This window comes from Salarchaeum sp. III (genome assembly GCF_036418315.1).
In the GTDB taxonomy this organism is placed as follows: domain Archaea; phylum Halobacteriota; class Halobacteria; order Halobacteriales; family Halobacteriaceae; genus Salarchaeum.
In genome coordinates this window covers 44363-67502 of sequence record NZ_JAZHPG010000014.1, presented here as the reverse complement: position 1 = coordinate 67502, position 23140 = coordinate 44363, and the positions used below count along the sequence as shown (strand labels likewise).

Genomic DNA, 23140 nt, shown 5'->3' with positions numbered 1-23140 from the left:
TATGTCACTAGGTGAGGCACGACGGCCCGAGACGGCGCGCGAACGGTACAGTCAGATGGCGGACGCTGCGAACCCGGCGTTCGCGGCGGGCGCAGTCGCAGTCCCCCTCCTCCTGCCGGTGCTGGGGTATCTCTCCGGCGACCACCGCGTCATGTTCACTATCCACCTCGTTCTCGGCGCGTTCTGGTTCGGGACCTCCGTGCTCGGCGCGCTCGTCCTCGGCCCCGTCATGGGCAGTCTCTCGGCGGAGGCAAACGAGGAGTTCGCGACGGGCTTCGTCCCGAAGATGAACTTCCTCATGGAACCAGTCTCCCTGGGCGTCGTCGGTTCCGGCATCGGATTGGCCGCGATGATGAACCTGTGGCAGGCCCCGACGACCGCGCTCTGGGCGGCGCTCGCGCTCGCTATCGCGCTCCTCGTGCTCGGGTTCGGGCCGCTGCACTGGTTCACGACCGGGATGTTCGACGAACTCGCGGCGGACGACACCGACTACGACCGCCTCGCCGACCTGAACCAGAAGTACGGGATGCTCAGCCTCGTCGAACTCGTCCTGATGGTCGCCATCGTCGGCACGATGTCCGGGCTTCGCTGGGGGTTCTGAGCGCGGAAACCACACACGTATCCGTCCGGCTCCGCTTTTTCGAGTATGGCAATCGAAACCGGCGACACGGTCACGTTCGAGTACGTTGGCCGCCTCGACGACGGCACAGTCTTCGATACCTCCCGCGAATCCGTCGCGACCGAAGAAGGTCTCGCGGAGGAACAGCCCGACCGCGAGTACGACCCGCTCACGGCCGAGGTCGGCGCGGGCCAGGTCATCGAGGGCATGGAAGACGGCCTCGTGGGCCTGGACGCGGGCGAGACGGAGACGCTCACGATTCCGCCCGAGGAGGCGTACGGCGAGTGGAGCGAGGAGCGCGTGCAGGAGTTCGAGACCGAGGAACTCACGGAAGCCCTCGGCCAGCGGCCCGAGGAAGGCCTCTACCTCGAAGCGCAGAACGGCCAGCCCGGCGAAATCACGCACGTCGACGACGACGTCGTGAAAGTCGACTTCAACCCCCGACTCGCGGGCGAGACGCTGGAGTTCGAAGTCGAAGTCGTCGACGTCGAGTAACCGTCTTCTCTCAGTTTTAGAAGAGCGTCGGTAGGTCCGCGATACTGTCGAGTACGTGCGTCGGCGTGATGTCCGTGGTTTCCACGTCCGCGCGGTCGCTGACGCCCGTGAGGACGAGCGCGGTGTCGATGCCGGCGCGCTCACCCATCAGCACGTCCGTGTGGAGGTTATCCCCGACCATCAGGCACTCGTCGAGCGGGACGCCGAGGATGTCGGCGGCGACGTCCGCCATGCGCGTGCTGGGTTTCCCGACGACGAGCGGGTCGTGACCGGTCATCTCCTCGACGGCGGCGACGAACGCGCCCGCGCCCGGCATCGGGCCGTCCTCGTGCGGCGTGGTGCTGTCGCGGTTCGTGGCGACAAAGTCGGTACCGGGGCCGAACGCGCGGAGCGCGCCCGTCAGCCGGTCCATCGACACGCGTTCGTCGTACCCGACGACGACCACGTCCGCCGTCCCCGACTCGGAGACGGTGAGGCCGGCCGCGGCGAGTTCGTCCGCGACCACGTCCTGTCCCATGACGTGCACGGACGCGTTCGGCCGGTACTCGGCGAGGTGCTCCGCGGTCGCCCACGCCGCGGTGACGACTTCGCCCGCGTCCGGGCTGATGCCGAGAGACTCCAGGCGCGCGTGGAAGCTGTCTCGGCGGACGCCCGTGTTGTTCGTCACGAACACGAGCGGCACGCCGCGCTCGCGGAGCGCGCGAACCGTGTCGGCGGCACCGGGAACGGGGTCGCGGCCGCGCCAGACGGTGCCGTCGAGGTCGACGAAGACGCCGGAGTACGTCACACTCCCTCGAAGACGCAGCACGCCCGAAAACCCTTCGTGGGCCGTGATAACGTGGAACGCCTCAAAGTTTAACAGTTATCCGAGCGTTGTATCTGTTGGTGATAGCATGACTGACTACGAACTTCCCGCGTTGCCGTACGACTACGACGCGCTCGAACCGCACATTAGCGAACAGGTGCTCACCTGGCATCACGACACCCACCACCAGGGGTACGTGAACGGCTGGAATAGCGCCGAGGAGACGCTCGAGTCCAACCGCGCGGACGGAGACTTCTCCAGCTCCGCCGGTGCGATTCGGAACGTCACCCACAACGGCAGTGGACACATCCTCCACTCCATCTTCTGGGAGAACATGAGCGAGGACGGCGGCGGCGAACCCGCCGGCGCGCTCGCCGCCCGCATCGAGGAGGACTTCGGCGGCTTCGACGCGTGGAAGGGCGAGTTCGAAGCCGCGGCGTCCGCCGCCGGCGGCTGGGCGCTCCTCGTCTACGACTCCCACTCCGACCAGCTGCGTAACCTCGTCGTGGACAAGCACGACCAGGGCGCGCTCTGGGGCGCGCATCCGATTCTCGCGCTCGACGTCTGGGAGCACTCCTACTACTACGACTACGGCCCCGACCGCGGCGACTTCATCAGTAACTTCTTCGACGTCGTCGACTGGGACGACGTCGCGGACAAGTACGAGGACGTCGTCGCGACGTTCGAATAGTCGGGAAACCCACCAGTTTTCTTTCGCGCGCTACGACGGCAGCAGGTCGGAGAGCGGGTAGTCCGCGAGTTCGCTGGGGATGCGTTCCGTGAGGTCCGCGAAATCGTATCCGCCGTCGCGGCGGTCGAAACTACACAGGACGCCGACGCGCTCGCCGTCCCGTGAGACGAACGTCCGGTACTGCTCGAACGTATCGAACCCGCGGACGGTGTAGTAGAACTCCGCATAGTGGAGGTTGTCGTACGTCTCACGCGTGACGAACCCGTAGCGCTCGTTGTCGATGTAGCGCTCCGCGTTCGTCTCCGAGAGCTCGTCCGCTACGTCCTCACGGATGAACAGCGGTTCCTGGGTGTCCCCGTCGAACACCCAGAGGTCGCGGAGCGCGTCCCCACCGAACGCCTCTACGACCGCGTACAACGCTTCTTTCCCCGGCGTGGACTGTCGTGTGCCATCTGACTCCATCGAGGATACCGAGTGTTAGAGACTCCCCCACATAATGCTTCGTCATCGCCGCGTCTTGCGCCACGAGTCCGTGGGTTTTTGCCGCGTGCGCGCGCAGACCTCGATATGCCTCGGCCGAAGTCCGATTTCGACACGTTCCACCCCTGTGACTTCTACGAACCCGACGAACTCCTCGACGACGACCGGATGTACACCGTCTACGAGATAGCGCGCCTCCTCCAGGGTCTCGACCCGGACGCCGCGCTGGACGAGGGGACGGAGGAAATCCTCCTCGACTGGGCGATTCCGTGGGTGATGCGGAACAGCGACGCGCTCGTCATCGCGGAACCCGAAGGCGATGACGAGCCCGGCTACTACGGACTGAAGGAGTAGAACGGCCGATTTCTCAGGTTGTCGTGGCCATCCACCCGGGGTCGTGGCCGGTGCGCTGGATGAGTTCGGCCCGACACGCCGGACAGACCTCGGGTGTTCGCTGTTCGTTCCGCGGAACGTAGACCGCGCCGCCGCACTCGACGCACGCGTCCGCGACGACTGTCGTGCAGTCGGCGCAGACGTTGAAGTCGTCGACCGTGAGGTCGCGCAGGGGTTCGAGTTGTTTATCGAGGAGATACTCGTCGATGACCGCCTGACAGTTTTGGCACGGTTGCATAGCGATGCACGCTACCGCATGGTACCGAGTGGCATATGTCTGTCGTCCGTGCGAAACACTGCCACCCTATCGGGTTTTCGCGCCCTGAAGCGCGAGTCGAACGTCCTCGACCGGGTTGCGGGTGACGCTCGGGCCGTGCCCGCAGTGCATCACGTCGAGGCCGTCCGAAAGCCGGGAGTCGAGGCGTTCGAGAGACTCGACGAGCGTCCGCCGGTCGCCTTCCTCCAAGTCCGTACGACCGAAGCCGCCGTTCGCGAACACGAGGTCACCCGCGAACAGCGCGCGCTCGTTGTAGAGACAGACATGGTCGTTCTTGTGTCCGGGCGTGTGGAGGACGGTGAACGTCTCGTCCCCGAGCACGACCTCGGCCTCGTCGTCGAGTTCGTGGTCGACGCCGTGCTGGTCGGGGTCGAATCCCCACGCGTCCACGTCGAGTTTGGTCTTCACGTCGTCGAGGTTGCCGACGTGGTCGGTGTGCGTGTGCGTGAGCACGACGGCGTCGAGACCGTTCGTTCGTTCCTCGACGCGGCTCACCACGTCGTAGTTCGCGCCCGCGTCCACGAGCACCGTGCGCTCGCCGTCGACGAGAAAGGCGTTGCTTGTGAACGCGTCGATGCCCGCGGAGAGGTTTTCGACCATACCGACCCCTTGGGATGCGTCCGGAAATACGACCGCCTTCAGACCGGCGCGCTCGCGAGCACGAGCTGGGAGAACTCGTCGCGGTTCTGAATCTGGCGCTCCTCCTCGGGGCTGATGCGGATGGCTTCGTCCTCGTCGAGGCTGACGGTGTGGTCGCCGAAGTCCACGTCGACGCCGCCCGTCACGACGTAGTAAATCTCCTCCTGGTCGTCGTCGAGGTGGGCGTGACTCATCGTCTCCTCGCCGGCTTCGAGCGCGAGCACGGTGACCCCGAGCGTCTCCGTGTCGAGTTCGTCCCGCAGCATCCACATCTCGCCCTGCACGTCGTCCGGGAGCACCGATTCGGCGTCGCTCGCGTGCGCTTTCGTGTGCGGCATGGATGACGCTGGGGACGCCCGCCACTAAAGCGTACTCGCCGCGCCAGCCCCCAGGCTTTTCGGGGTGGGGCGTCCCCACGCTACGTATGAGCGAATCGAAGGCACACTTCGAAGTGTACGAGGACGACGCGGGCCAGTGGCGGTGGCGGCTCGTCCACCGGAACGGGAACATCCTCGCGGACTCCGGCGAGGGGTACGCGTCGAAGCAGAAGGCAAAACAGGGCCTGGAGAGCGTGAAGGAGAACGCGCCCGGTGCCCCCGTCCAGGAGTAGCTATTCGACGCCGAGCGCGGTCGTGATGCGGTCGCGGTAGCCGACCAGCCACTCGCCGCGCTCGCGCGGCCGGTCCTCCGCGATGTCGACCGTCGTCTCGACCGTACCCGGCTGGCCGCCGAGCACGACGACGCGGTCGGAAAGATAGGCGGCTTCCTCCACGTCGTGCGTGACGAGGACGACGGTGAGGTCGCTGTCCCGCCAGAGGTCGAGGAGGAAGTCCTGTTGTTCGTACTTCGTGAGCGCGTCGAGCGCGGAGAACGGCTCGTCGAGCAACATCACGGTCGGGTCGTAGGCGAGCCCGCGCGCGAGCGAGACGCGCTGGGCCATTCCGCCGGAGAGTTCGCTCGGCCGGGCGTCCGCGAACCCCGAGAGGCCGACGCGGTCGATGAGCGAGTCGACGCGCTCCTGTGCGGCCTCGCTGTCGGGGTCGACGCCGCGCGGAAGGCCGACAGCGATGTTCTCGCGGACGGACTTCCACGGGAGCAGGCGCGGCTCCTGGAACACCATGCCGACGCGCTCGCTTCCCTCGTCGCGCACGTCCGTCCCGTCGACGGTCGCGCGCCCCTCGAACTCCGGTTCGAGGCCGGCGAGGACGCGGAGGAGCGTGCTCTTCCCGCAGCCGGAGTGCCCGACGACGGAAACGAACTCGCCCGAGTCGACGGAGACGGAGATATCGCGGAGCGCCACGGTGTCGCCGTACGACTTCGTCAGGTCGTCGACCGCTACCGCGGCGGGTTCGTCACCAGTCGACGACACGTTTCTCCACCTCCTTGACGGCGAGGTCGGTGATGTTGCCGAACAGCGCGAACAGCAGAATTGCGCCGACGATCAGGTCCGGTCGGGAGAGCACGCGGCCGTTCTTCATCAGGAAGCCGAGGCCCTGACTCGCGCCGATGAGTTCCGCGGCGACGACGAACATCCACGCGAGGCCGACACCGCTCCGGACGCCGACGAAGAGGCTCGGGAGCGCCGCGGGAAACACCACGGACTTGAGGGTTTCGTACCGGGTGAGGTCGTAGACTTCGGCGACCTCACGGAGCTCGTCGTCGACGGCGTGTAATCCCGTGGAGAGATTGAGGTAGACGGGGAAGAACGCGCCGACGGCGATGAGGAGGACTTTCGCGACCTCGCCGATGCCGAACCAGAGCAGGAACAGCGGCACCCACGCGAGCGACGGGATGTTCTTGAGGCTCTGGAAGAGCGGGTCGAGGAGCGCGCTCGCCGTCCGCGAAATCCCGGTGAGCGTGCCGAGGAGCACGGCGGCGGTCATCCCGATGACGCAGCCGAAGAAGACGCGCTGGACGGTGACGGAGACGTGGCCGGAGAGCTCTCCCGACACCGCGAGCGAGTACAGCGTCTCCAGCACGGAGAGCGGCTTCGGGAGCTGGTACGGCGGGAACACGCCCGTCACGACCGCGAGGTGCCAGCCGACCACGAGGACGGCGGGAACGACGAGGCCGATTATCCAGCGCGCGCGGTCGAGCGACACGCCTTCGAACTCGTACGTCCGCGTGCTCATTCGTTCACCACCGACTCCGCGATGGACGGCCGGACGAGTTCGTCGATGGCCGCCTGGAGGTCAACGCTCGAATCCACGAACCCCTTCTCCTGGAGGATGGGCGCGAGGTCGGAGAGCAGCGACTGGTGCTGGTCGCCCGGAATCGGTTCGGAGAGGTCGGTGCGGTCGGTGAACACCTTCCGCGCGACCGGTTCCGACATCTCCGAGGCGTTCGCGAGGATGGACACCGTCTCCTCGGGGTTCTCGATGGCCCACTTCCGACCGCGTTCGTACGCCCGCAGCACCCGGTTCACGTCCTCGGGATGGTTCTCCAGGAAGCCTTCGAGGAGGTTCAGGGTGCCGTTCGTGTTGAACTCGGGCCGCCGGAAGAACAGATCCACGTCGTGTTCGAGCTGGAGTTCGGCCATGTGGGGGTCGAGGCCCGCCCACGCGTCCACCTCGCCCTGCAGGAGGGCGTCCTGGCCCTCGGGGTGCTGGAGGTCCACGATGTCCACGTCGTTCTCGCTGAGGCCCGCGGTGTCGAGCGCCTGCAGGAGGAAGAAGTGGGGGTCCGTCCCGAGTGTCGCGGCGACGGACTTCCCCTCGAGGTCAGCGACCTCGGAGATACCGCTGTCCGACTCCGCGACCAACGCGGTCCACTCCGGCCGCGAGTAGATGTAGCCCGTGCGGATTGGGACGCCGTTCGCGCGCGCCATCAGCGCCGCGATGCCCGCGGTGGACGCGGCCTGCGCCTCCCCGCTCTGGGAGTACTGGTTCGCCTTGTTGCTCCCGAGGCTCAACACCCATTCGACGCTCGCGTCGCTGTCCTCGAACTCGGCCTCGACCCATCCCTTCTCCCGGAGCACGAGACTCACCGGGTTGTAGTATGCGTAGTCGAGGGTGACGGTTCGCGACCCGCCGACAATTCCGCTTCCGATGCAGCCAGCCGTCAACGACGCGGCCGCCGCACCGGTCGAGCCGAGGAACGTTCGTCGATCCATTGTACCCTACCGTACGGCTAGCGGTGTCAAAACACGACCTACCGCGTCAGCCGTTACGCCGGTCTCGTTCCCCCGACAGCAGCGCGTATCGGCCGGACGCGCACCGGAGACCGCGGGACGGTGCGGTTCTCGGGTCGAACCGGCGCACGCGACACCTGCAATACCTGCCGGACACCCCCGTCCGCGAGAATCCCTAGGCATTTGGTTCGCTGGTACCGAATCCGGGGTATGTCTCGGGCTACCGCCGCCGTCTGCGCGCTCGTCGTTGCGAGCGCCCTGCTCGTCGGCGTGACGCCCGCGAGCGGCCTCGGGGACGCGGACAGCGTCGGTACCGCCGACGACCCCGCGTTTTCGAGCGTTCACTTCACCATCACCGTCAACGAGGACGGGTCGGCGCGGTGGACGTTCCAGTACCGAACGCCGCTCGAAAACGACTCCCAGCGCGCGGACTTCCGCGATTTCGCGGCCCGGTTCGAGAACGAGACGCTCCCGCTCTACGAGAACTTCCAGGACCGCGCGGGGGCGTTGGTCGCCGACGGGGAGAACGTCTCCGGGCGGTCGATGAACGCCACGGACTTCTCGCGGTCGGCGCGCGTCACGGGACTGAGCGACAACCTCGGCGTGGTCGAGATGTCGTTCACGTGGACGGCGTTCGCTCGCGTGCAGGGTGAGCAAGTGCTGGTCGGCGACCTGTTCGAGGGCGGCCTGTACGTCGGGGAGAGCCAGCGACTCGTCCTCGAAGCCGGCGACGGCGTGCGGTTCGCGTCCGTCAGCCCGCAACCGGACTCGATGGCGGGCGAGACGGTCGAGGAGAGCGACTCCGTGACGTGGTTCGGACCGACCGAGTTCGCCGACGAACGCCCGCAAGCGACGCTCACAACCGCGCCCCTTCCGACGACCGCGACGACCGCGACGACCGCCGTCACGACCACCGGGAGCGGGCCGACGGAGTCCGAACCCACCGGCGGTCTCCCGTGGGCGCTCTACGCCCTGCTCGCCGTCGTGCTCGCGCTGGCCGCCGTCGCCGGCGTCGTCTGGTGGCGCTCCCGCCGCGATGACGCCGCGGACGACCGCGACGACGGAACTGCCGCGTCGGCCGAACCGGCGGTGCCGGACGCGGAACTCCAGTCGGACGAAGACCGCGTGCGCAGCCTGCTCGAAGACCACGGCGGCCGAATGCGTCAGGTGCAGATCGTCGAGGAGACGGACTGGTCGAAGTCCAAGGTGAGCATGTTGCTCTCCGAGATGGAGGAGGCGGGCGAACTCAGCCGCATCCGCATCGGCCGCGAGAACGTCGTCAGCCTCCCCGGCCACGAACCGGGGAACGACCGCGAAGAGTAGCGCGCTCGACGCGGATTATTTTACCCGTCGGAAGCGTGTAGGGCATCCGTTCGTCTATATATGCGGGCGTGCTGTGAGGCGGTATGGCTTCGTCCCCGCTGAGCGATATTATTTCGTTCAGTCCGGATACCCATACGGTGAGCGTCCTCCTCGTTGACGACGATGAGCCGACCGTGGAGATGTCCACGCGGTTCCTCGAACGCGAACTCGACGACGTGACGGTTACCGGATTCACGGACCCCGGCGCGGTCTGCGAACACGTCAGTAAACACGACTACGACTGCATCGTCAGCGACTACGATATGCCCGGCCAGAACGGACTCGACCTACTCGCCTCGCTCCGCGAGGACGGCTGTCAAGTTCCCTTCGTGCTGTTCACGGGGAAGGGTAACGAGGAGATAGCGAGCCAGGCCATCTCCGCGGGCGTAGACGAGTACCTCCAGAAGGACGGCCCGGACGTGTATCCGGTGCTCGCGAACAAGATAGAGACGCTCGTGGAGAAACACTGGGCGGAGTCCCAGGTCCGCCAGGGATTCCTCGCCATCGAGTCCGCCCAGGAGGGCATCGGTATCATCGACGCGGACGGCACGTACCGCTACCTGAACCCGGCGTACGCCGACGTGTACGAGCGAACCCGGGAGGAACTCGTCGGCGGTCACTGGTCGAAACTGTACGACACAGAGGAGCGTGCGCGCTTCGAGAGCGAGATACTGCCCGAACTCGAAGCCACGGGGTCGTGGCGTGGGCGCGCGACGGGCGTGACGAAATCCGGGCGGCGAGTGCCCGAGCGCCTCGTGCTAACCCAGTTGGCGGACGGCGGCCACGTCTGCGTCGTCGAAGACCTCACCGCGGAGGAGGACTTGCTAGAGGACCTCGCCATCCGGAACCGCGCGCTCGACGCCACGTCCATCGGCGTCGTCATCACCGACCCGTCCCGGGAGGACAACCCCATCGTGTACGTGAACGATGGGTTCACGAACATGACGGGCTACGAGCGCGAGGACGTGCTCGGACGGAACTGTCGATTCCTTCAGGGGGCGGAGACGGACCAGTCGAGCGTCCGCGAACTCCGCGAGGCAATCGAGAACGAGGAGTCGGTGACGACGGAGATACTCAACTACACGAAGTCGGGCGAGCCGTTCTGGAACCTCCTGGAGATATCGCCGGTCCGGAACGACGCGGGCGAGACGGTGAACTTCGTCGGGTTCCAGCGCCAGATAACGAAACGAAAGGAACACACTATCGCCATCGAGGAGCAACTGGCGTGGCTGCACGACTTCGGGCGAGTGCTCTCCCACGACCTGAAGACGCCGCTCACCGTCCTGAAGGGAAACATCGAACTCGCACGGGACGGCGACGAGACGCGGCTGGACGACGCGCGCCGCGCCGCGGACCGACTGGACGCGCTCATCAGCGACCTCTCGAACGTGATGCAACAGGGCGACCTCGTCTCGGACATCGAACCGCTCGACCTCGGGACGGTGTTCCGGTCGTGGGACGCGTTCGAGACCGAACCGTCGTCCCTCACCGTCGTCGACTCGAAGCACGTACTGGCGGACGAGCGCGCGCTCGTCAGGCTCACGGACAACCTCGTGAAGAACACGGTCGAGCACGCGGGCGCGGACACCGAGATGCGGGTCGGCGCGCTCCCCGGTGGCTTCTATTACGAGGACGACGGCCCCGGCATTCCGGAGGACGAACGCGATGACGTGTTCAAGCCAGGATACTCCACGAAATCCGGGGGGACCGGGTTCGGGATGGTGAGCATCAAACAGATCGCGATGGCGCACGGCTGGACCGTCACAATCGGGGAGAGTCAGTCCGGTGGCGCACGTTTCGAGTTCACGGGCGTCGAATCGCTCGACGAGTAACTCACACGCCCCTAATGACGCCGGTGACGCCGAGCGTCTCCGCGACCACCCACGCGACGAACAGCACGTAGCCCGCGAGGAGTGCGCCTGCCTCGACGGTCGTGAGGGAGAGGTCGGTGCGGAGTGCGGTGAACAGGAGGATGGTGGCGAGCGTGAGCACCGCGAACATCGGCACCGCGACCGCGAAGTTCACGGGCACCGCGCCGACGAGGAGCACGCCGACCGGGACGGCGACGAGGAGGTCGAACGTGTTCGACCCGAAGACGTTCCCGAGGCTGGTCGCGCCGTTCCCCTCGCGGGCGGACTGCACGCTCACGAGCGTGTCCGGAAGGCTCGTCGCCGCTGCGACGATAGTCACGCCGAGCAGGAACGCGGGAACGCCGAACGTGTGCCCGAGCGATTCCACGGACCCGACGAGCTGCTCCACCGCGACGAGAATAACCAGGAGGCCCGCGGCGAGCGTCCCCCACGCACGACCCACGGAAACATCCGGGTTCCCGGGTGTGTCGGCGTCGCTCACGTCCTGCCACTGAATGAAGAGGTAGAGGCCGTAGAGCAGGAGCGGAATCAGTGCGAGCGGCCGCGTCAGCTCACCCGTGAGCGTCGACCCCTGGACGGGCGCGTAGATGACCGCGAGCGCGAGCGTCACGACGAGCGCGGACACCGCGAGCATGTAGAACTGGGCTTCCTTGTAGACGATGGCGCGGCTCGCCGACAGGTCGTCGTCCGCCGCCAATCCCGAGAGCGCCGGAATCACGAGCACGTTGAAGATAGCCGACCCCACCACCGCGCCGACGCCGATGTCGAACGCGCCCGCGAGCGCCGCGAACACCACGCTCGCCAACTCGGGGAAACTCGACCCGACCGCCACCACTATCGACCCCTGCACGACCGCGGGCAGCCCGTAGTACGCCGCGAGGTCTTCCGCGGATTCCTCCAGCCACCCGCTCCCCACCCAGACGAGCGCGGTCGCAACCACGAGCACGAGCACGTTCACCGCCGGCGACGACGGCACCAGACCCCCGAGGACCATTAGTCTACGCCTCGAACTCCACGGGAATCAACCCACCGAAACGCACGACACCGCGCTACCCTCCGCCGAGTGATAGGGAGACACAGACCCACTCCGAAAAGTGAGGTTTAAATATGGCCGGTACATCGAGTCAAGTGAAGCGGGAGCGCCCGTGGACGAACGCACCAGTGCTCTGGTGGTGTAGTCCGGCCAATCATCTTGCCCTCTCACGGCAAGGACCAGGGTTCAAATCCCTGCCGGAGCACTCCCTTCCCGTCGCCTTCTCGCAGTTTTCATCTGTAACTGGACGTGAGTTCAACATACATCCCGGGAATCGGACTCACACGACCAGTTCGGTCGCCACTGTTGTGGCCGTCCGAACTACGAGTGTGTCTTGTAGGCGTCGACGAGCCGGCTTCCAAACCCGCGTTCGCGTTCGAGGTCGGTGATTTCGGCGCGGAGCGCTCGCTGCGCGTCGTCAATCGCTGACTCGGGCACGTCTGCGAGCTGTTCGATAGCTTCACGGTCGTCCCGACGGACGACCCGCCACCCGGAATCAGGGTCGAACGCAACACCGCGAACCCCTCGGTTCGTGATGAGAACGACAGCGACGACGAGCGTCTCCTCGACAGCCTCGAACTCGAACCGTTCGACGGGCCGAACCGCGACAAACGCGTCCGACCCATCGAGCGCCGCGACTTCCCGTCCCGTCAACGGCCGCGACGGAAGCGACGACAAATCCATACACGCAACCTCAGCCTCAAGCGCCCTCCCACTTTCGATAACCGAAGCGCGGGGGAGTGACGATTTCGCGCTGAGAACCGTACTACGGCTCTGGTCTCCTCCTTGTTCAGCACGCGCAGGTGCCTGAAATCCACGGCGGAGTGGAAATTAACGCATTTATCCGACAATCGTGTACGCTCACGTTATATGAACTTCTGTGATGAGTGTGGGTCGCTAATGCACACTGAAGACGACACCTGGGTGTGTCGGTCGTGTGGGTACGAGGAGTTACGGGATTCGCAAGCGGAGGCGGCGATGACGACTCAAGATGGACAACAAGACGACGGTGCGCCCGAGGTGGCCGACGCGACTCAGGACGACTCGGAGACGGTACAGGAGTCCTGTCCGGCTGACGACTGCGACAGCGACCAGGCGTACTACGAGATTATGCCGAAGCCGGGCGGCTCCTACGAGGTTCGCTTGTTCACGTGCGTCGAGTGCGGCACCAAGTGGCGGGAATCCTAATCAGGGGTCTCGCGATTCGCTGGAACTAGTTCTCTAGCCACGCCCAGGCGTCCTCTCGCTCGTCTGCGTCGAAGTGCTCGATATCGATACTGGACACGAGGTCGCCGGCGTCGGTCGCCCACTCGACGAGCGTGCTGTCCCCAACGACTGCGTACTTCTCGATGTCGTCGCCGTGCTCCAGCCAGAATCCGAGGTCTTCATCGAGCGCGTCGAGTTCGGGCGTCGGTACCGACGGCATCGCGACGAGCACCCGCACCACGCCCTCCGTTCGAATCGTTTCTTCGAGGTCTTCGAGTATCGCTTCCAAGTCGTCCTCACTGAGTTCGTCCCGGACTTCATACCCTCGCACGTTCCCGTGACTCCGGTCGAGTTTCTCGTGCATATGCGAGGACGAGGACGCTGGCCCGAAAACAGTTCTGGCGGCCTTTAGGGAGTCCGCTCCGTCGACGTTTCACTGAGGTTGCCGGGTGGTTTCGTGGTTGGTGTGGTTGTCGGGCGGACTGTCGTCGGTGTGGCGTTGGTGAGCCGAACGTTATCGAGGAAGCCGACGGCGCCGGTTTCCCAGACGATGTTGAACCCGACCGCAACGATTCCTTCCGCGTCGTGGGTGACGTCGTAGACGAAAGTTTTCCAGCCAGCCGCGTCGTGGCCCGCTAGCGAGTTGGACCGGTCGAACTGCTGTTCTTCAAGACCGTTTTCGGGTTCGGGGCCGGTGTAGACGGCGGCTTGCAGGATTTCGTTGAACGACGTCGACACCTGGTAATCAACGGCGAGGTAGTCGTACTGGGAGAGGTCGACAGGTTGTTGCACCCAGACGGTACCGTCGTCCTGACTCCCGTCGATGAACACTCGGAGACTCGTCTCCCCGTCACTCGCGTCCCGAGTACTCACCCCCGCCTCGGAGGCGACCGGCTGCGTCCCCGGTTCGTTCGGGTCGTCGGGAAGCCGGCGGCCGACCGTCCACCCCTGCCAGTCCGACTCGAAACTCCCGTTTTGAAGCGACGCGGACGGCGTCTCGGTCGTCGTCTGCTCGGGGTTGGTCGTTGATCCACGTGGTGTCGTTGAGTCTGCATCACCGAGTGAACTACACCCAGCGAGGGTCGTTGCGAGAGCGCTACCGCCGAGTGCGAGGAGGGCACGTCGCTCCATACCAGTCCCGACGACCGAAACCAGCATGTAACCGACGAACAGTCAAACAGCGATTTAACCGAAAGCAGTGGTACGGGCTCCCTCAACTCACTCGTATCGTGTGGGGCGTCACCATGCTTTTTCACGGTGTCCGGGAAACCTTAGCCCACATGGGATTGGATACTGACACGATCCGCCGTGATTTCCCGGTTCTCGACCGCACCGTCAACGACACGCCGCTCGTCTACCTCGACAACGCCGCCACCACCCACACGCCGACCCAGGTCTACGACACCTACGAGGACTACTACAGTCGGTACAACGCGAACGTCCACCGCGGCATCCACACACTCAGCCACGAGGCCTCCCAGGCCTACGAAGCCGCGCACGACCGGCTCGCCGAGTTCGTCGGCGCCGACGGCCGCGAGGAGATGGTGTTCACGAAGAACACGACGGAAGCGATGAACCTCGTCGCCTACGGCTGGGGCGTCAACCGCCTCGACCCCGGTGATGCTATCGTCACCACGGAGATGGAACACCACGCCTCCCTCGTCACCTGGCAGCAAATCGCCGAGAAAACCGGGGCCGACCTCCGCTACATCCGCGTGACCGCGGACGGCACCCTCGACATGGACCACGCCCGCGAGCTCATCGACGACGTCGAACTCGTGTCGGTCGCGCACGTCTCGAACGTCCTCGGGACGGTCAACCCCGTCCGCGAACTCGCCGCCCTCACCCACGACCACGATGGCGTCATCCTCGTCGACGGCGCGCAATCCGTCCCCACCCGCCCCGTCGACGTCAAAACGCTAGACGCGGACTTCCTCGCGTTCAGCGGGCACAAGATGGCCGGCCCGACAGGCATCGGCTGTCTCTACGGTAAACGACACCGGCTCGAAGCGATGGAGCCGTTCCTCTTCGGCGGTGAGATGATCAGTCACGTCACCTTCGACGACTCCGAGTGGAACGACCTCCCCTGGAAATTCGAAGCCGGCACCCCGCCAATCGCGGAGGGCATCGCGCTCGCCGCGGCCGCCGACTACCTCGACGACATCGGCATGGACGCCGTCCGCGAACACGAAGCCGCCCTCGCCCAGTACCTCATCGACGAACTCGACGCCCGCGACGACATCGAATACTACGGGCCACCCGGAGATGTCGAACGGAGCGGGTTGGTGTCGTTCAACGTCGACGGCGTCCACGGCCACGACCTCTCCGAACTCCTCGACAACCACGGCATCGCCGTCCGCGCCGGCGACCACTGCACTCAACCCCTCCACGACATCCTCGACATCCCCGGCTCCGTCCGCGCGTCCGTCTACGTCTACAACACCCGCGGCGAAATCGACACCCTCCTCGACGCCCTCGAGAACGCCCAGCGGAAACGCGACCACCTCCTCACCGACCACTACCACGACCTGATCGCGGACTACTACCAGAATCCGACGAACCCAGACGGAATCACGAACCCGACGTTCCGAAAGCACTCCGCCGAAACGACGTGTGGTGACGAAGGCGAGTTCCACGTTCGGGTCGACGAGACGGGGCGTATCGAAGCGCTGGGCTTCCAGAGCGACTCCTGTGCCGTCAGTCAAGCCGTCGCCAGCCTCCTCGCCGACCACCTCACCGGCGCGCACATCGACGACCTTACCGACCTCTCCGGAACCGTCGACGCCCTCCTCGACGGCGACTTCCCCGACATGCGCCGCGACTGCGTCGTCGGCCCCGAAGACGTCCTCCAAGCCGGCGCACGCGAACACCTCACCGACTCCTAACGTAGGTCGCGGACTCCGAGCCGAGACGACGGCACAGGGAGGTAGTGTTGTGCGCGTTCTGGTGTTGCCGTTTGCGTCTCGGCGCCTATGATAGATCGTATCGCCATTCTGGGAGTTGAAAACGTGAATTCGGTCGGAACCGCACGACAGGAAGCGTGTATCCCCGTCATCCACTGACCGATGCGGACCCACTGCCACGGTTATCGCGTGGTCGTTCACATGGCCGTGGACGAGTAGCGTATCTCCGAGCGATTCGGTGACATCTACGTCCAGCGGCAACACTGAGGCAGTCTCGAACGGAGGCAATCCGTATCTTCAACGGCACTAGCGTTCTGCTGTAACAGCCGAGAAGTACATCCGCCCGTCGGGTGGCCGGACGCTTCAACCACTCTAGCGTTCTGCTGTAACGGGGAGCGCCGCGGCGACATGGGTAAGCTCGTGGAGGCTTTAACCGCTCTATCGTTCTGCTGTAACGCGCGGGGACTGGTGGCGGCCAGACGCAGGGGGTGCTTCAACCGCTCTAGCGTTCTGCTGTAACAATCGACGGCGATTCGATGAAGTTGTGGGAGAGTGTGCTTCAACCGCTCTAGCGTTCTGCTGTAACTGCACATCATGGAAGTCGCCGCCGGCACCGAAACAGGCTTCAACCGCTCTAGCGTTCTGCTGTAACGACGGTCAAGCTCCGGATCAACCTCGTCCGCAAGCGGCTTCAACCGCTCTAGCGTTCTGCTGTAACCCGTGTTCGGTGTCCTCGTGACCGCCGAGACCGCTGCTTCAACCGCTCTAGCGTTCTGCTGTAACACCTGGACGTTCACACCCCAGCACACGATTCCCGCCGCTTCAACCGCTCTAGCGTTCTGCTGTAACAGTAGATGCCCACTGATTCGTTTACATCGCCGGGAGCTTCAACCGCTCTAGCGTTCTGCTGTAACAATTAGTATAGTGCTAGGCCACGCGGTGAAAGTAGCTTCAACCGCTCTAGCGTTCTGCTGTAACACTGAGCACGGGACGCGGCCGCTCAAAGGAAGTGGCGCTTCAACCGCTCTAGCGTTCTGCTGTAACGGTTGACGACGGGTCGGTGAACGTCGACGCCACGGTGCTTCAACCGCTCTAGCGTTCTGCTGTAACGGGTCGACTTCGACCGTATCGTCGTCGGGGTTCGTGCTTCAACCGCTCTAGCGTTCTGCTGTAACCGCCACTTCGTTCGCGGTTCCGCAGCGCTGGCAGATGCTTCAACCGCTCTAGCGTTCTGCTGTAACCATCTGCTGGCTGTCCCAGTTGTCGATGTGGCTGGTGCTTCAACCGCTCTAGCGTTCTGCTGTAACAAGTTCCACTGCCCCTCCGTAATCGTGAACGCGGTGCTTCAACCGCTCTAGCGTTCTGCTGTAACGGATAGTATAGATGAAATAGTCGAAGGAGATATAGCTTCAACCGCTCTAGCGTTCTGCTGTAACCACATCACCACCCTCGACCCCCTCACCAATGACACGCTTCAACCGCTCTAGCGTTCTGCTGTAACTGGTCGGTCGAGTGCACGAGGTTCAGCGGTGCGCCGCTTCAACCGCTCTAGCGTTCTGCTGTAACCAGGTCACCCATGAGTTCCGGGAAGCGAGCATTGAGGCTTCAACCGCTCTAGCGTTCTGCTGTAACCGCTGTCTTGCTTGCTCGGGTCAATATCGCCGATTGCTTCAACCGCTCTAGCGTTCTGCTGTAACCAATCCAACCGCTATGGAATACAACGCACTCAACCGGCTTCAACCGCTCTAGCGTTCTGCTGTAACTGTCGTAGAGGGACTCGGCTTTCTCGATGAACGTCTGCTTCAACCGCTCTAGCGTTCTGCTGTAACCGGGACCGGTCGAGGACGACGCTGCCGAGCCGGATGCTTCAACCGCTCTAGCGTTCTGCTGTAACGACTGGTACGCATACGCCACAAGATTCGCCTACGAGCTTCAACCGCTCTAGCGTTCTGCTGTAACGCTCGCCGAGATCGCGCCTGGCGTCGAGGAGCCCGTGCTTCAACCGCTCTAGCGTTCTGCTGTAACCGTTCGCTGCACGCTCGACGCCGGGGTGGGACTCGCTTCAACCGCTCTAGCGTTCTGCTGTAACGCCGAGCACGCTGACCGCCTCGCGAGCGATGAGTTGCTTCAACCGCTCTAGCGTTCTGCTGTAACGCGTCAGTTCCTCGTCGCTCGCGAGCAGCGCGGAGCTTCAACCGCTCTAGCGTTCTGCTGTAACGCCTGAGTAATGAGGGTGTGATTGGAGTGTCGGGCGCTTCAACCGCTCTAGCGTTCTGCTGTAACCTGGCGAGTACGGCCACGCGACCCAGTTATACGTTGCTTCAACCGCTCTAGCGTTCTGCTGTAACGCCGTCGCCCGAATCACCGGAACGTGCGGGTCGGACGCTTCAACCGCTCTAGCGTTCTGCTGTAACTATATCGACGAATGCCGGGAACGCGGGCTTAACCTGCTTCAACCGCTCTAGCGTTCTGCTGTAACGAGAGACGTACTAGGAAGCTCAGGAGACGGAAAGGGCTTCAACCGCTCTAGCGTTCTGCTGTAACTACCGCATATAGCAGTTCCACACCACCCCGACGCGAGCTTCAACCGCTCTAGCGTTCTGCTGTAACCATCCGCTCCTGTGGCGCGTTGGCACGATTATCAAGCTTCAACCGCTCTAGCGTTCTGCTGTAACCCGTCCTTCACGATACTCCGGTACGGTGCCGTTTCGCTTCAACCGCTCTAGCGTTCTGCTGTAACACGCCTGACACAACCATGTCGCGGCTGGTTCGGTGCTTCAACCGCTCTAGCGTTCTGCTGTAACTCCTGATCAACGTCACCGACACCTCCAACCGGTCGCTTCAACCGCTCGAGCGTTCTGCTGTAACCTCCCTGGAGTTCGCGGCGCCGGGCAGCGTCTCCGGCTTCAACCGCTCTAGCGTTCTGCTGTAACGAGACGCCCTGAGCGAGGCCGGTCGCGAACGTCACGCTTCAACCGCTCTAGCGTTCTGCTGTAACAATCAAGGGTCGACCTATCATCATCAACGAGGACAAGCTTCAACCGCTCTAGCGTTCTGCTGTAACTCGACCTCGTCGAGCGAACCCCTTGGAGGGGGTCGCTTCAACCGCTCTAGCGTTCTGCTGTAACCAATCCTATCCTCGCATCCGCAGAGTACGGCGTGGAGCTTCAACCGCTCTAGCGTTCTGCTGTAACAACCTCACGACTGAGGACCTCACCTACCAGCAGGAGCTTCAACCGCTCTAGCGTTCTGCTGTAACGCGGGTGAATCCAGTCCGAGTGGGGAGGTTCGCGGGGCTTCAACCGCTCTAGCGTTCTGCTGTAACCCGAGCGAGCCGCTGAAGCACGGCCAGCGCGTCCTGCTTCAACCGCTCTAGCGTTCTGCTGTAACACGCTCTACCGGCCCTCGATTACGTTCGGCGAGGGGCTTCAACCGCTCTAGCGTTCTGCTGTAACGCGCTCGATGCGGAGGTGTGGGACGACGTGGCTGCTTCAACCGCTCTAGCGTTCTGCTGTAACCGGATGCTCAAAAGAGGGTGTGTTATACGCCCTCAGCTTCAACCGCTCTAGCGTTCTGCTGTAACTACTTCTCCGTTCGTGGTTCTGTCGCAAAACCATGCTTCAACCGCTCTAGCGTTCTGCTGTAACCATGGCTGGTTCGCTAGCCATACGATGTCTGTGGCTGGTTTGTGCTTGAAGGTTTTCGTCGACTGTCAATAGTTGATTATTCCCGGGGGGATCGATGGACTCTGGGGGGAGCTATCGGAGCCGTCGATTACGTGTGTGCTGCACCCATTAATTTTTCAGATTTTTGATAAGTTATCGATGATGAAGGTCTGGTCCGATCCGTTGCGGAGACGGTGGATTATCTGGGGAGCGCTTGCAACCGGATTCCTCCTCGTGAACGTCCATCGGCTCTCAACGGCTGTGCTCTCTGAGGGACTGATGCGGTTGTTCGACATCACCGGCGTGGAACTTGGAACGCTGCATTCCGCGTTCTTCTACGTCTACGCGCCCATGCAGATCGTGGCTGGCGTCGTCGCCGACCGCTGGAGGATCAGGTGGACTGCGTCCATCGGCCTCTTCGTGATGAGTGTCGCCGCCATCGCGTTTGCGCTCGCGAACGCGTATGTCGTCGCGCTCACCGCACGTATCGCCATCGGCCTCGGTGGAAGCATCGTCTTCATCGCGACACTCCGGTTCTGCGCGAACTGGTACCGGCCCGGCGAGTACGGAACGATGAACGGCCGCGCCGTGGCAATTGCCGGCGTCGGAAGCGTCGCTTCGACGACACCACTCGCGGTTGCCGTAACGACGCTCGGAATACAGTCGACACTCCGCCTCCTCGGTGGACTCGGGTTCCTCGTCGTCGGGCGCGTCTGGTCGCTCGCCCGAGACACCCCACAGAAAGCCGGTCTGTCCGGTATCGAGAACGTCGGCGGATCACCGGTCAAGGAGAGCGCCCCGCGCTTCAGGGCGGGGAGGATGTCAATTCGCGCTCTGTATCACAACCAACGTACGCCGAGGAGTTCAATGGTTCGCCGGCTGTCGGCTTCATCCCACCGACTTTGATCGTGGGCTTTCGCCTTGACGCTCCGTGCGCGAAACCGGGTTGGGTGGTTGACTGGATGGGTACCATGCTTTTCGCGGTGGTCCGGAGTGGGTTTGTGGTGTGTTGGTTGGATAGAACCATTAATTTCAACATATGTCAGATGAGAGGTGGGTGCAATGAATCGACGTGGCTTTCTTGGGGTAGGGGCGGCGCTTGTTGGGAGTGCAACGATGGCCTCACAGGTCCATGCTGCACCAGAGGTCACCAGATCTGTGACCGCCCCGACAGATGATCTCCGTGGGTTGGGGAGCCGGCAGTCGTCCGATGGGTCGTTGCAGTTCTTTTCTACCCACCCACCGTCGGGACGGACGGCGACTGGTGAACAACCGGCGTTTGACTGGTATTACTTCAATCCGGCCGGTGCTGTCAGTTCAAGTGGGAGTACAGGGGTGTACAGTAGCCGGTCCGGGTTAGGCGCGGCTATCAACTCGCAGGCGGCGTACGTGACGGTTGAAGAAACGATAAAACGGTATGCGGGTGGAGAGGAGTCCGAGGCCGATCTTCCAGCTGTACTGCATTCGCTCGCGTACGACGACACCGCCGGCCAGCTCTGGGCCGGCGCCGGCAACGGCCGCGTGTGGCAGTTAGACTCGGAGCTATCAATCGAGCGCTCGTATTCGTTAAACGACCGCGTATCGGGACTCGCTCACGATGGCGAGTTCTTCTGGGTGAAACTTCTATCCAACCCCAATCTCTACCGGATTCCGCCCGCTGAACCTGACGCGTACACCGGCTTTGAGTCGCCGGTTGATCAGGATATCTACGACTTAACGTACCTTGATGATCGGCTCTGGGTGGCGACTGACCAGCGCGTCTACGAAACCACGCTCTCACAGTCCTCAACGAACGAGTCAACATCCACGACCACAACAGAATCGACGACAGCGGACGCACCAACCACCACACGCGCACAAACCACAACAGAGGCCCAGACGACAGAAGCTCGAACGACCAACGTACGCACGACCGAAGCACCAACGACTGAGACACGGACGACAGAAGCTCGGACAGCAGAAACGACAACAGGGACTGGGAGTGCAACAGGAACGCAGAACGCGGAGTCAACGCGGACTGACTCGTCGATGCCTGATGGATCCGCAAGTGGGTCTACGCCCGGGTTTGGGCCGTTGGTTGCGCTTGGCGGGGTGCTTGGTGGGCTCTGGCGATTGATGGCCGACGATTCTGGGGAGTGACGACTGGAACTATCCGATACGAACTGAGTGGTGCGGGTACGAAAATAGTCGTACGTATAACGTATTCGGGAACTCCCCTGGGCCAGATCGGTCCGATGATGCATTTCGAGATTGCTGAGCGAACGTGCGTGACCAGTTGTCTCGCTTGGGCGGTCGAAACGTATACCTGCCGGGTGTCCATGGGTCGACACGTTGTGGGCCGAACTGGACTTCTCGTGGGCCTCGTTCTAGTCCTCGTCACCCTTGCGGGGTGCGGAGGACTACAGACTGCCGAGGACATCCCGACGGGAGACGAGGCGCGGACGGGATATGCGGAGCTTGATGGCGTCGCCGGCACGGTTGAGTACCGATATAACTCCACAGAGACCAGTTCTGTTACGAGAGCGTCGGTCATTACGCGTCCAGATGCGGGGGTGACACGACGAGAGATTCTCGCGCCAGCGCAGCTGACTGGCGACATCACAGTTACGAATGGGAGCGTGTACTGGCGCTACGACGCGAGTGCGAATACAGCGACGCGAACGTCACTTGGAGCATCGGGGCCAGTGAACACCAGCAACGCCGGGTTTGTCCGGTCGGTGTTCGCGAACCTCACCAGTTCGGGGACCGGGTCACTTGTAGCTGATCCTGCACTCCCGGTCGGGCCCTTGAACATCAATGGAGAAGAGGGGAGTCAGACGGCGATTGAGTTCATGGGGGAGACGAAGTTTGATGTCGAGTATGCGGGGACGGAGACCGTGGCCGGACGACAGACGCACGTGGTTGAACTTGGCCATGTCAACGCGACTGGTGATGGACTCAGCACGTACGTTGAGAACGCAACATACTGGTTTGACGCAGAGTACTTCCTTCCACTCAAAGTCACGACTACCCTCTCAATCGACGGGGAGCGAACGCGAGCGATAAAACGGTACACGAACGTCACCTTCCCCGGTGATCTTGGGTCGGAGCGGTTCCAGTTCACGCCGCCCGCGAACGCCACCGTTGAAACCCAGTCGGTTCCGCGACCAGCAACCTTTGAGACCGCTGCGGCCGCGGCACGACGCGTCTCCTTCGATGTCGCAACACCCACCGTTCCGCCGGGCTACGACCTTGAAACGGCTCGAGTGAGCCAGTTCCAGAACCGGACGACTGTATCACTCACCTATGAGAACGCGACCAGTGAGTTCTCGGTCGTGACGCGGAACCCCCCGATTTCGGCGCTTGACGGTCGAACTGTCTCCCTTGGCCCGGTGAACGCAACGACCGTAACAGTGGACGATATAACCGTCTACCGATGGCAGTGTAGTGGCGTTGAGTACACCGTCAGAGGAAATCTGTCTACTGGCGGCGTTCAAGAGATCGCTCGCGACGCTGCGACAGCGTGTCCAGAAGCGAGCGGAGCGTCGTAGTTCTGCGTTCCGCGTTGCGTTGCATGCACGGGCCGGTTCCT

At 63.5% G+C, this 23140-nt stretch carries 24 protein-coding genes, 1 tRNA gene and 1 CRISPR repeat array; of the genes, 13 read left to right on the top strand and 12 right to left on the bottom strand.

Features of this window, described 5'->3' with window-relative positions; all coding sequences use genetic code 11:
- Position 1 precedes the first annotated feature (1 nt).
- Positions 2-601 (top strand): hypothetical protein, encoded by a 600-nt coding sequence (locus U3A55_RS02125; RefSeq protein WP_330989869.1) that lies wholly within the window; start codon positions 2-4, stop codon positions 599-601.
- Between the two features lie 45 nt (positions 602-646).
- Positions 647-1114 carry an FKBP-type peptidyl-prolyl cis-trans isomerase gene (locus tag U3A55_RS02120; RefSeq protein ID WP_330989868.1) on the top strand — a complete coding sequence of 156 codons (468 nt, stop codon included), beginning with the start codon at positions 647-649 and terminating at the stop codon, positions 1112-1114.
- Between the two features lie 16 nt (positions 1115-1130).
- Here the strand turns inward: U3A55_RS02120 and U3A55_RS02115 are convergent, their stop codons facing one another.
- On the bottom strand, positions 1131-1901 hold the full coding sequence (locus tag U3A55_RS02115; protein WP_330989866.1) for an HAD-IIA family hydrolase: 771 nt from the start codon (positions 1899-1901) through the stop codon (positions 1131-1133).
- Positions 1902-2007: 106 nt separating this feature from the next.
- On the opposite strand from U3A55_RS02115, the gene sod reads away from it, so the two are divergent.
- Positions 2008-2610, top strand: coding sequence for a superoxide dismutase (gene sod / locus U3A55_RS02110; RefSeq protein ID WP_330989865.1), 603 nt, complete (start codon positions 2008-2010; stop codon positions 2608-2610).
- Between the two features lie 30 nt (positions 2611-2640).
- Here the strand turns inward: sod and U3A55_RS02105 are convergent, their stop codons facing one another.
- The gene (locus U3A55_RS02105; RefSeq protein WP_330989864.1) at positions 2641-3072 is read right to left on the bottom strand and encodes a DUF7522 family protein; all 432 of its coding nucleotides are present in this window, start codon (positions 3070-3072) and stop codon (positions 2641-2643) included.
- A gap of 105 nt (positions 3073-3177) precedes the next feature.
- Here U3A55_RS02105 and U3A55_RS02100 point away from each other — a divergent pair, with 105 nt between their 5' ends.
- Positions 3178-3444, top strand: a complete 267-nt coding sequence (locus U3A55_RS02100; protein ID WP_330989863.1) for a DUF5827 family protein — start codon at positions 3178-3180, stop codon at positions 3442-3444.
- A 13-nt stretch (positions 3445-3457) separates the two neighbouring features.
- On the opposite strand, the gene U3A55_RS02095 is transcribed toward U3A55_RS02100, so the two are convergent.
- The 3 genes from U3A55_RS02095 to U3A55_RS02085 form a co-directional block, all read right to left on the bottom strand.
- Positions 3458-3721 (bottom strand): DUF7571 family protein, encoded by a 264-nt coding sequence (locus tag U3A55_RS02095; protein ID WP_330989862.1) that lies wholly within the window; start codon positions 3719-3721, stop codon positions 3458-3460.
- 66 nt (positions 3722-3787) lie between these two features.
- Positions 3788-4360 (bottom strand): MBL fold metallo-hydrolase, encoded by a 573-nt coding sequence (locus tag U3A55_RS02090; RefSeq protein ID WP_330989861.1) that lies wholly within the window; start codon positions 4358-4360, stop codon positions 3788-3790.
- A 38-nt stretch (positions 4361-4398) separates the two neighbouring features.
- Positions 4399-4737, bottom strand: coding sequence for a cupin domain-containing protein (locus U3A55_RS02085; RefSeq protein WP_330989860.1), 339 nt, complete (start codon positions 4735-4737; stop codon positions 4399-4401).
- Between the two features lie 86 nt (positions 4738-4823).
- Between U3A55_RS02085 and U3A55_RS02080 the strand changes: the two genes are divergently transcribed.
- Entirely contained in the window at positions 4824-5009 is a 186-nt protein-coding gene (locus tag U3A55_RS02080) for an HVO_2922 family protein (protein WP_442978254.1), read from the top strand.
- Here the strand turns inward: U3A55_RS02080 and U3A55_RS02075 are convergent, their stop codons facing one another.
- The 3 genes from U3A55_RS02075 to U3A55_RS02065 are packed head-to-tail and all read right to left on the bottom strand — an operon-like array spanning position 5010 to position 7511.
- On the bottom strand, positions 5010-5768 hold the full coding sequence (locus tag U3A55_RS02075) for an ABC transporter ATP-binding protein (protein WP_330989859.1): 759 nt from the start codon (positions 5766-5768) through the stop codon (positions 5010-5012).
- Positions 5752-6531, bottom strand: coding sequence for an ABC transporter permease (locus U3A55_RS02070; RefSeq protein WP_330989858.1), 780 nt, complete (start codon positions 6529-6531; stop codon positions 5752-5754). Before U3A55_RS02070 ends, U3A55_RS02075 begins: the two co-directional genes overlap by 17 nt.
- A complete protein-coding gene (locus tag U3A55_RS02065; RefSeq protein WP_330989857.1) occupies positions 6528-7511 on the bottom strand; it encodes an aliphatic sulfonate ABC transporter substrate-binding protein in 984 nt (327 codons plus the stop codon). The genes U3A55_RS02070 and U3A55_RS02065 overlap by 4 nt, the downstream gene beginning before the upstream one ends.
- A 228-nt stretch (positions 7512-7739) precedes the next feature.
- Between U3A55_RS02065 and U3A55_RS02060 the strand changes: the two genes are divergently transcribed.
- Together U3A55_RS02060 and U3A55_RS02055 are read left to right on the top strand one after the other, a co-directional pair.
- The gene (locus U3A55_RS02060; RefSeq protein WP_330989856.1) at positions 7740-8852 is read left to right on the top strand and encodes a helix-turn-helix transcriptional regulator; all 1113 of its coding nucleotides are present in this window, start codon (positions 7740-7742) and stop codon (positions 8850-8852) included.
- Positions 8853-8935: 83 nt separating this feature from the next.
- Entirely contained in the window at positions 8936-10723 is a 1788-nt protein-coding gene (locus tag U3A55_RS02055; protein WP_330989855.1) for a PAS domain-containing protein, read from the top strand.
- 1 nt (position 10724) lies between these two features.
- On the opposite strand, the gene U3A55_RS02050 is transcribed toward U3A55_RS02055, so the two are convergent.
- Positions 10725-11756, bottom strand: a complete 1032-nt coding sequence (locus U3A55_RS02050) for a sodium:calcium antiporter (protein ID WP_330989854.1) — start codon at positions 11754-11756, stop codon at positions 10725-10727.
- A gap of 169 nt (positions 11757-11925) precedes the next feature.
- Here U3A55_RS02050 and U3A55_RS02045 point away from each other — a divergent pair.
- Positions 11926-12000 (top strand) — tRNA-Glu (locus U3A55_RS02045).
- Between the two features lie 116 nt (positions 12001-12116).
- Here the strand turns inward: U3A55_RS02045 and U3A55_RS02040 are convergent.
- Positions 12117-12479, bottom strand: coding sequence for a hypothetical protein (locus U3A55_RS02040; RefSeq protein WP_330989853.1), 363 nt, complete (start codon positions 12477-12479; stop codon positions 12117-12119).
- A gap of 186 nt (positions 12480-12665) precedes the next feature.
- Here U3A55_RS02040 and U3A55_RS02035 point away from each other — a divergent pair, with 186 nt between their 5' ends.
- Complete coding sequence (locus U3A55_RS02035) at positions 12666-12983, top strand: RPA12/RPB9/RPC11 RNA polymerase family protein (RefSeq protein WP_330989852.1); 318 nt, start codon at positions 12666-12668, stop codon at positions 12981-12983.
- A gap of 25 nt (positions 12984-13008) precedes the next feature.
- Here U3A55_RS02035 and U3A55_RS02030 read toward each other — a convergent pair whose 3' ends face one another.
- Entirely contained in the window at positions 13009-13365 is a 357-nt protein-coding gene (locus tag U3A55_RS02030) for an STAS/SEC14 domain-containing protein (protein WP_330989851.1), read from the bottom strand.
- 44 nt (positions 13366-13409) lie between these two features.
- Positions 13410-14132, bottom strand: coding sequence for a hypothetical protein (locus U3A55_RS02025; RefSeq protein WP_330989850.1), 723 nt, complete (start codon positions 14130-14132; stop codon positions 13410-13412).
- A 149-nt stretch (positions 14133-14281) separates the two neighbouring features.
- Between U3A55_RS02025 and U3A55_RS02020 the strand changes: the two genes are divergently transcribed.
- The 4 genes from U3A55_RS02020 (at position 14282) to U3A55_RS02000 (ending at position 23099) form a co-directional block, all read left to right on the top strand.
- Entirely contained in the window at positions 14282-15886 is a 1605-nt protein-coding gene (locus U3A55_RS02020) for a SufS family cysteine desulfurase (protein WP_442978253.1), read from the top strand.
- 312 nt (positions 15887-16198) lie between these two features.
- A CRISPR array of direct repeats spans positions 16199-19551; the repeat unit is 30 nt; unit sequence GCTTCAACCGCTCTAGCGTTCTGCTGTAAC.
- Positions 19552-19731: 180 nt separating this feature from the next.
- Positions 19732-20475: an MFS transporter gene (locus U3A55_RS02010; RefSeq protein WP_330989849.1), complete on the top strand. Its 744-nt coding sequence runs from the start codon at positions 19732-19734 to the stop codon at positions 20473-20475.
- Between the two features lie 210 nt (positions 20476-20685).
- The gene (locus U3A55_RS02005) at positions 20686-21708 is read left to right on the top strand and encodes a hypothetical protein (protein WP_330989848.1); all 1023 of its coding nucleotides are present in this window, start codon (positions 20686-20688) and stop codon (positions 21706-21708) included.
- Positions 21709-21887: 179 nt separating this feature from the next.
- Positions 21888-23099, top strand: coding sequence for a LolA family protein (locus U3A55_RS02000; protein WP_330989847.1), 1212 nt, complete (start codon positions 21888-21890; stop codon positions 23097-23099).
- The last annotated feature ends 41 nt before the right edge of the window (positions 23100-23140 follow it).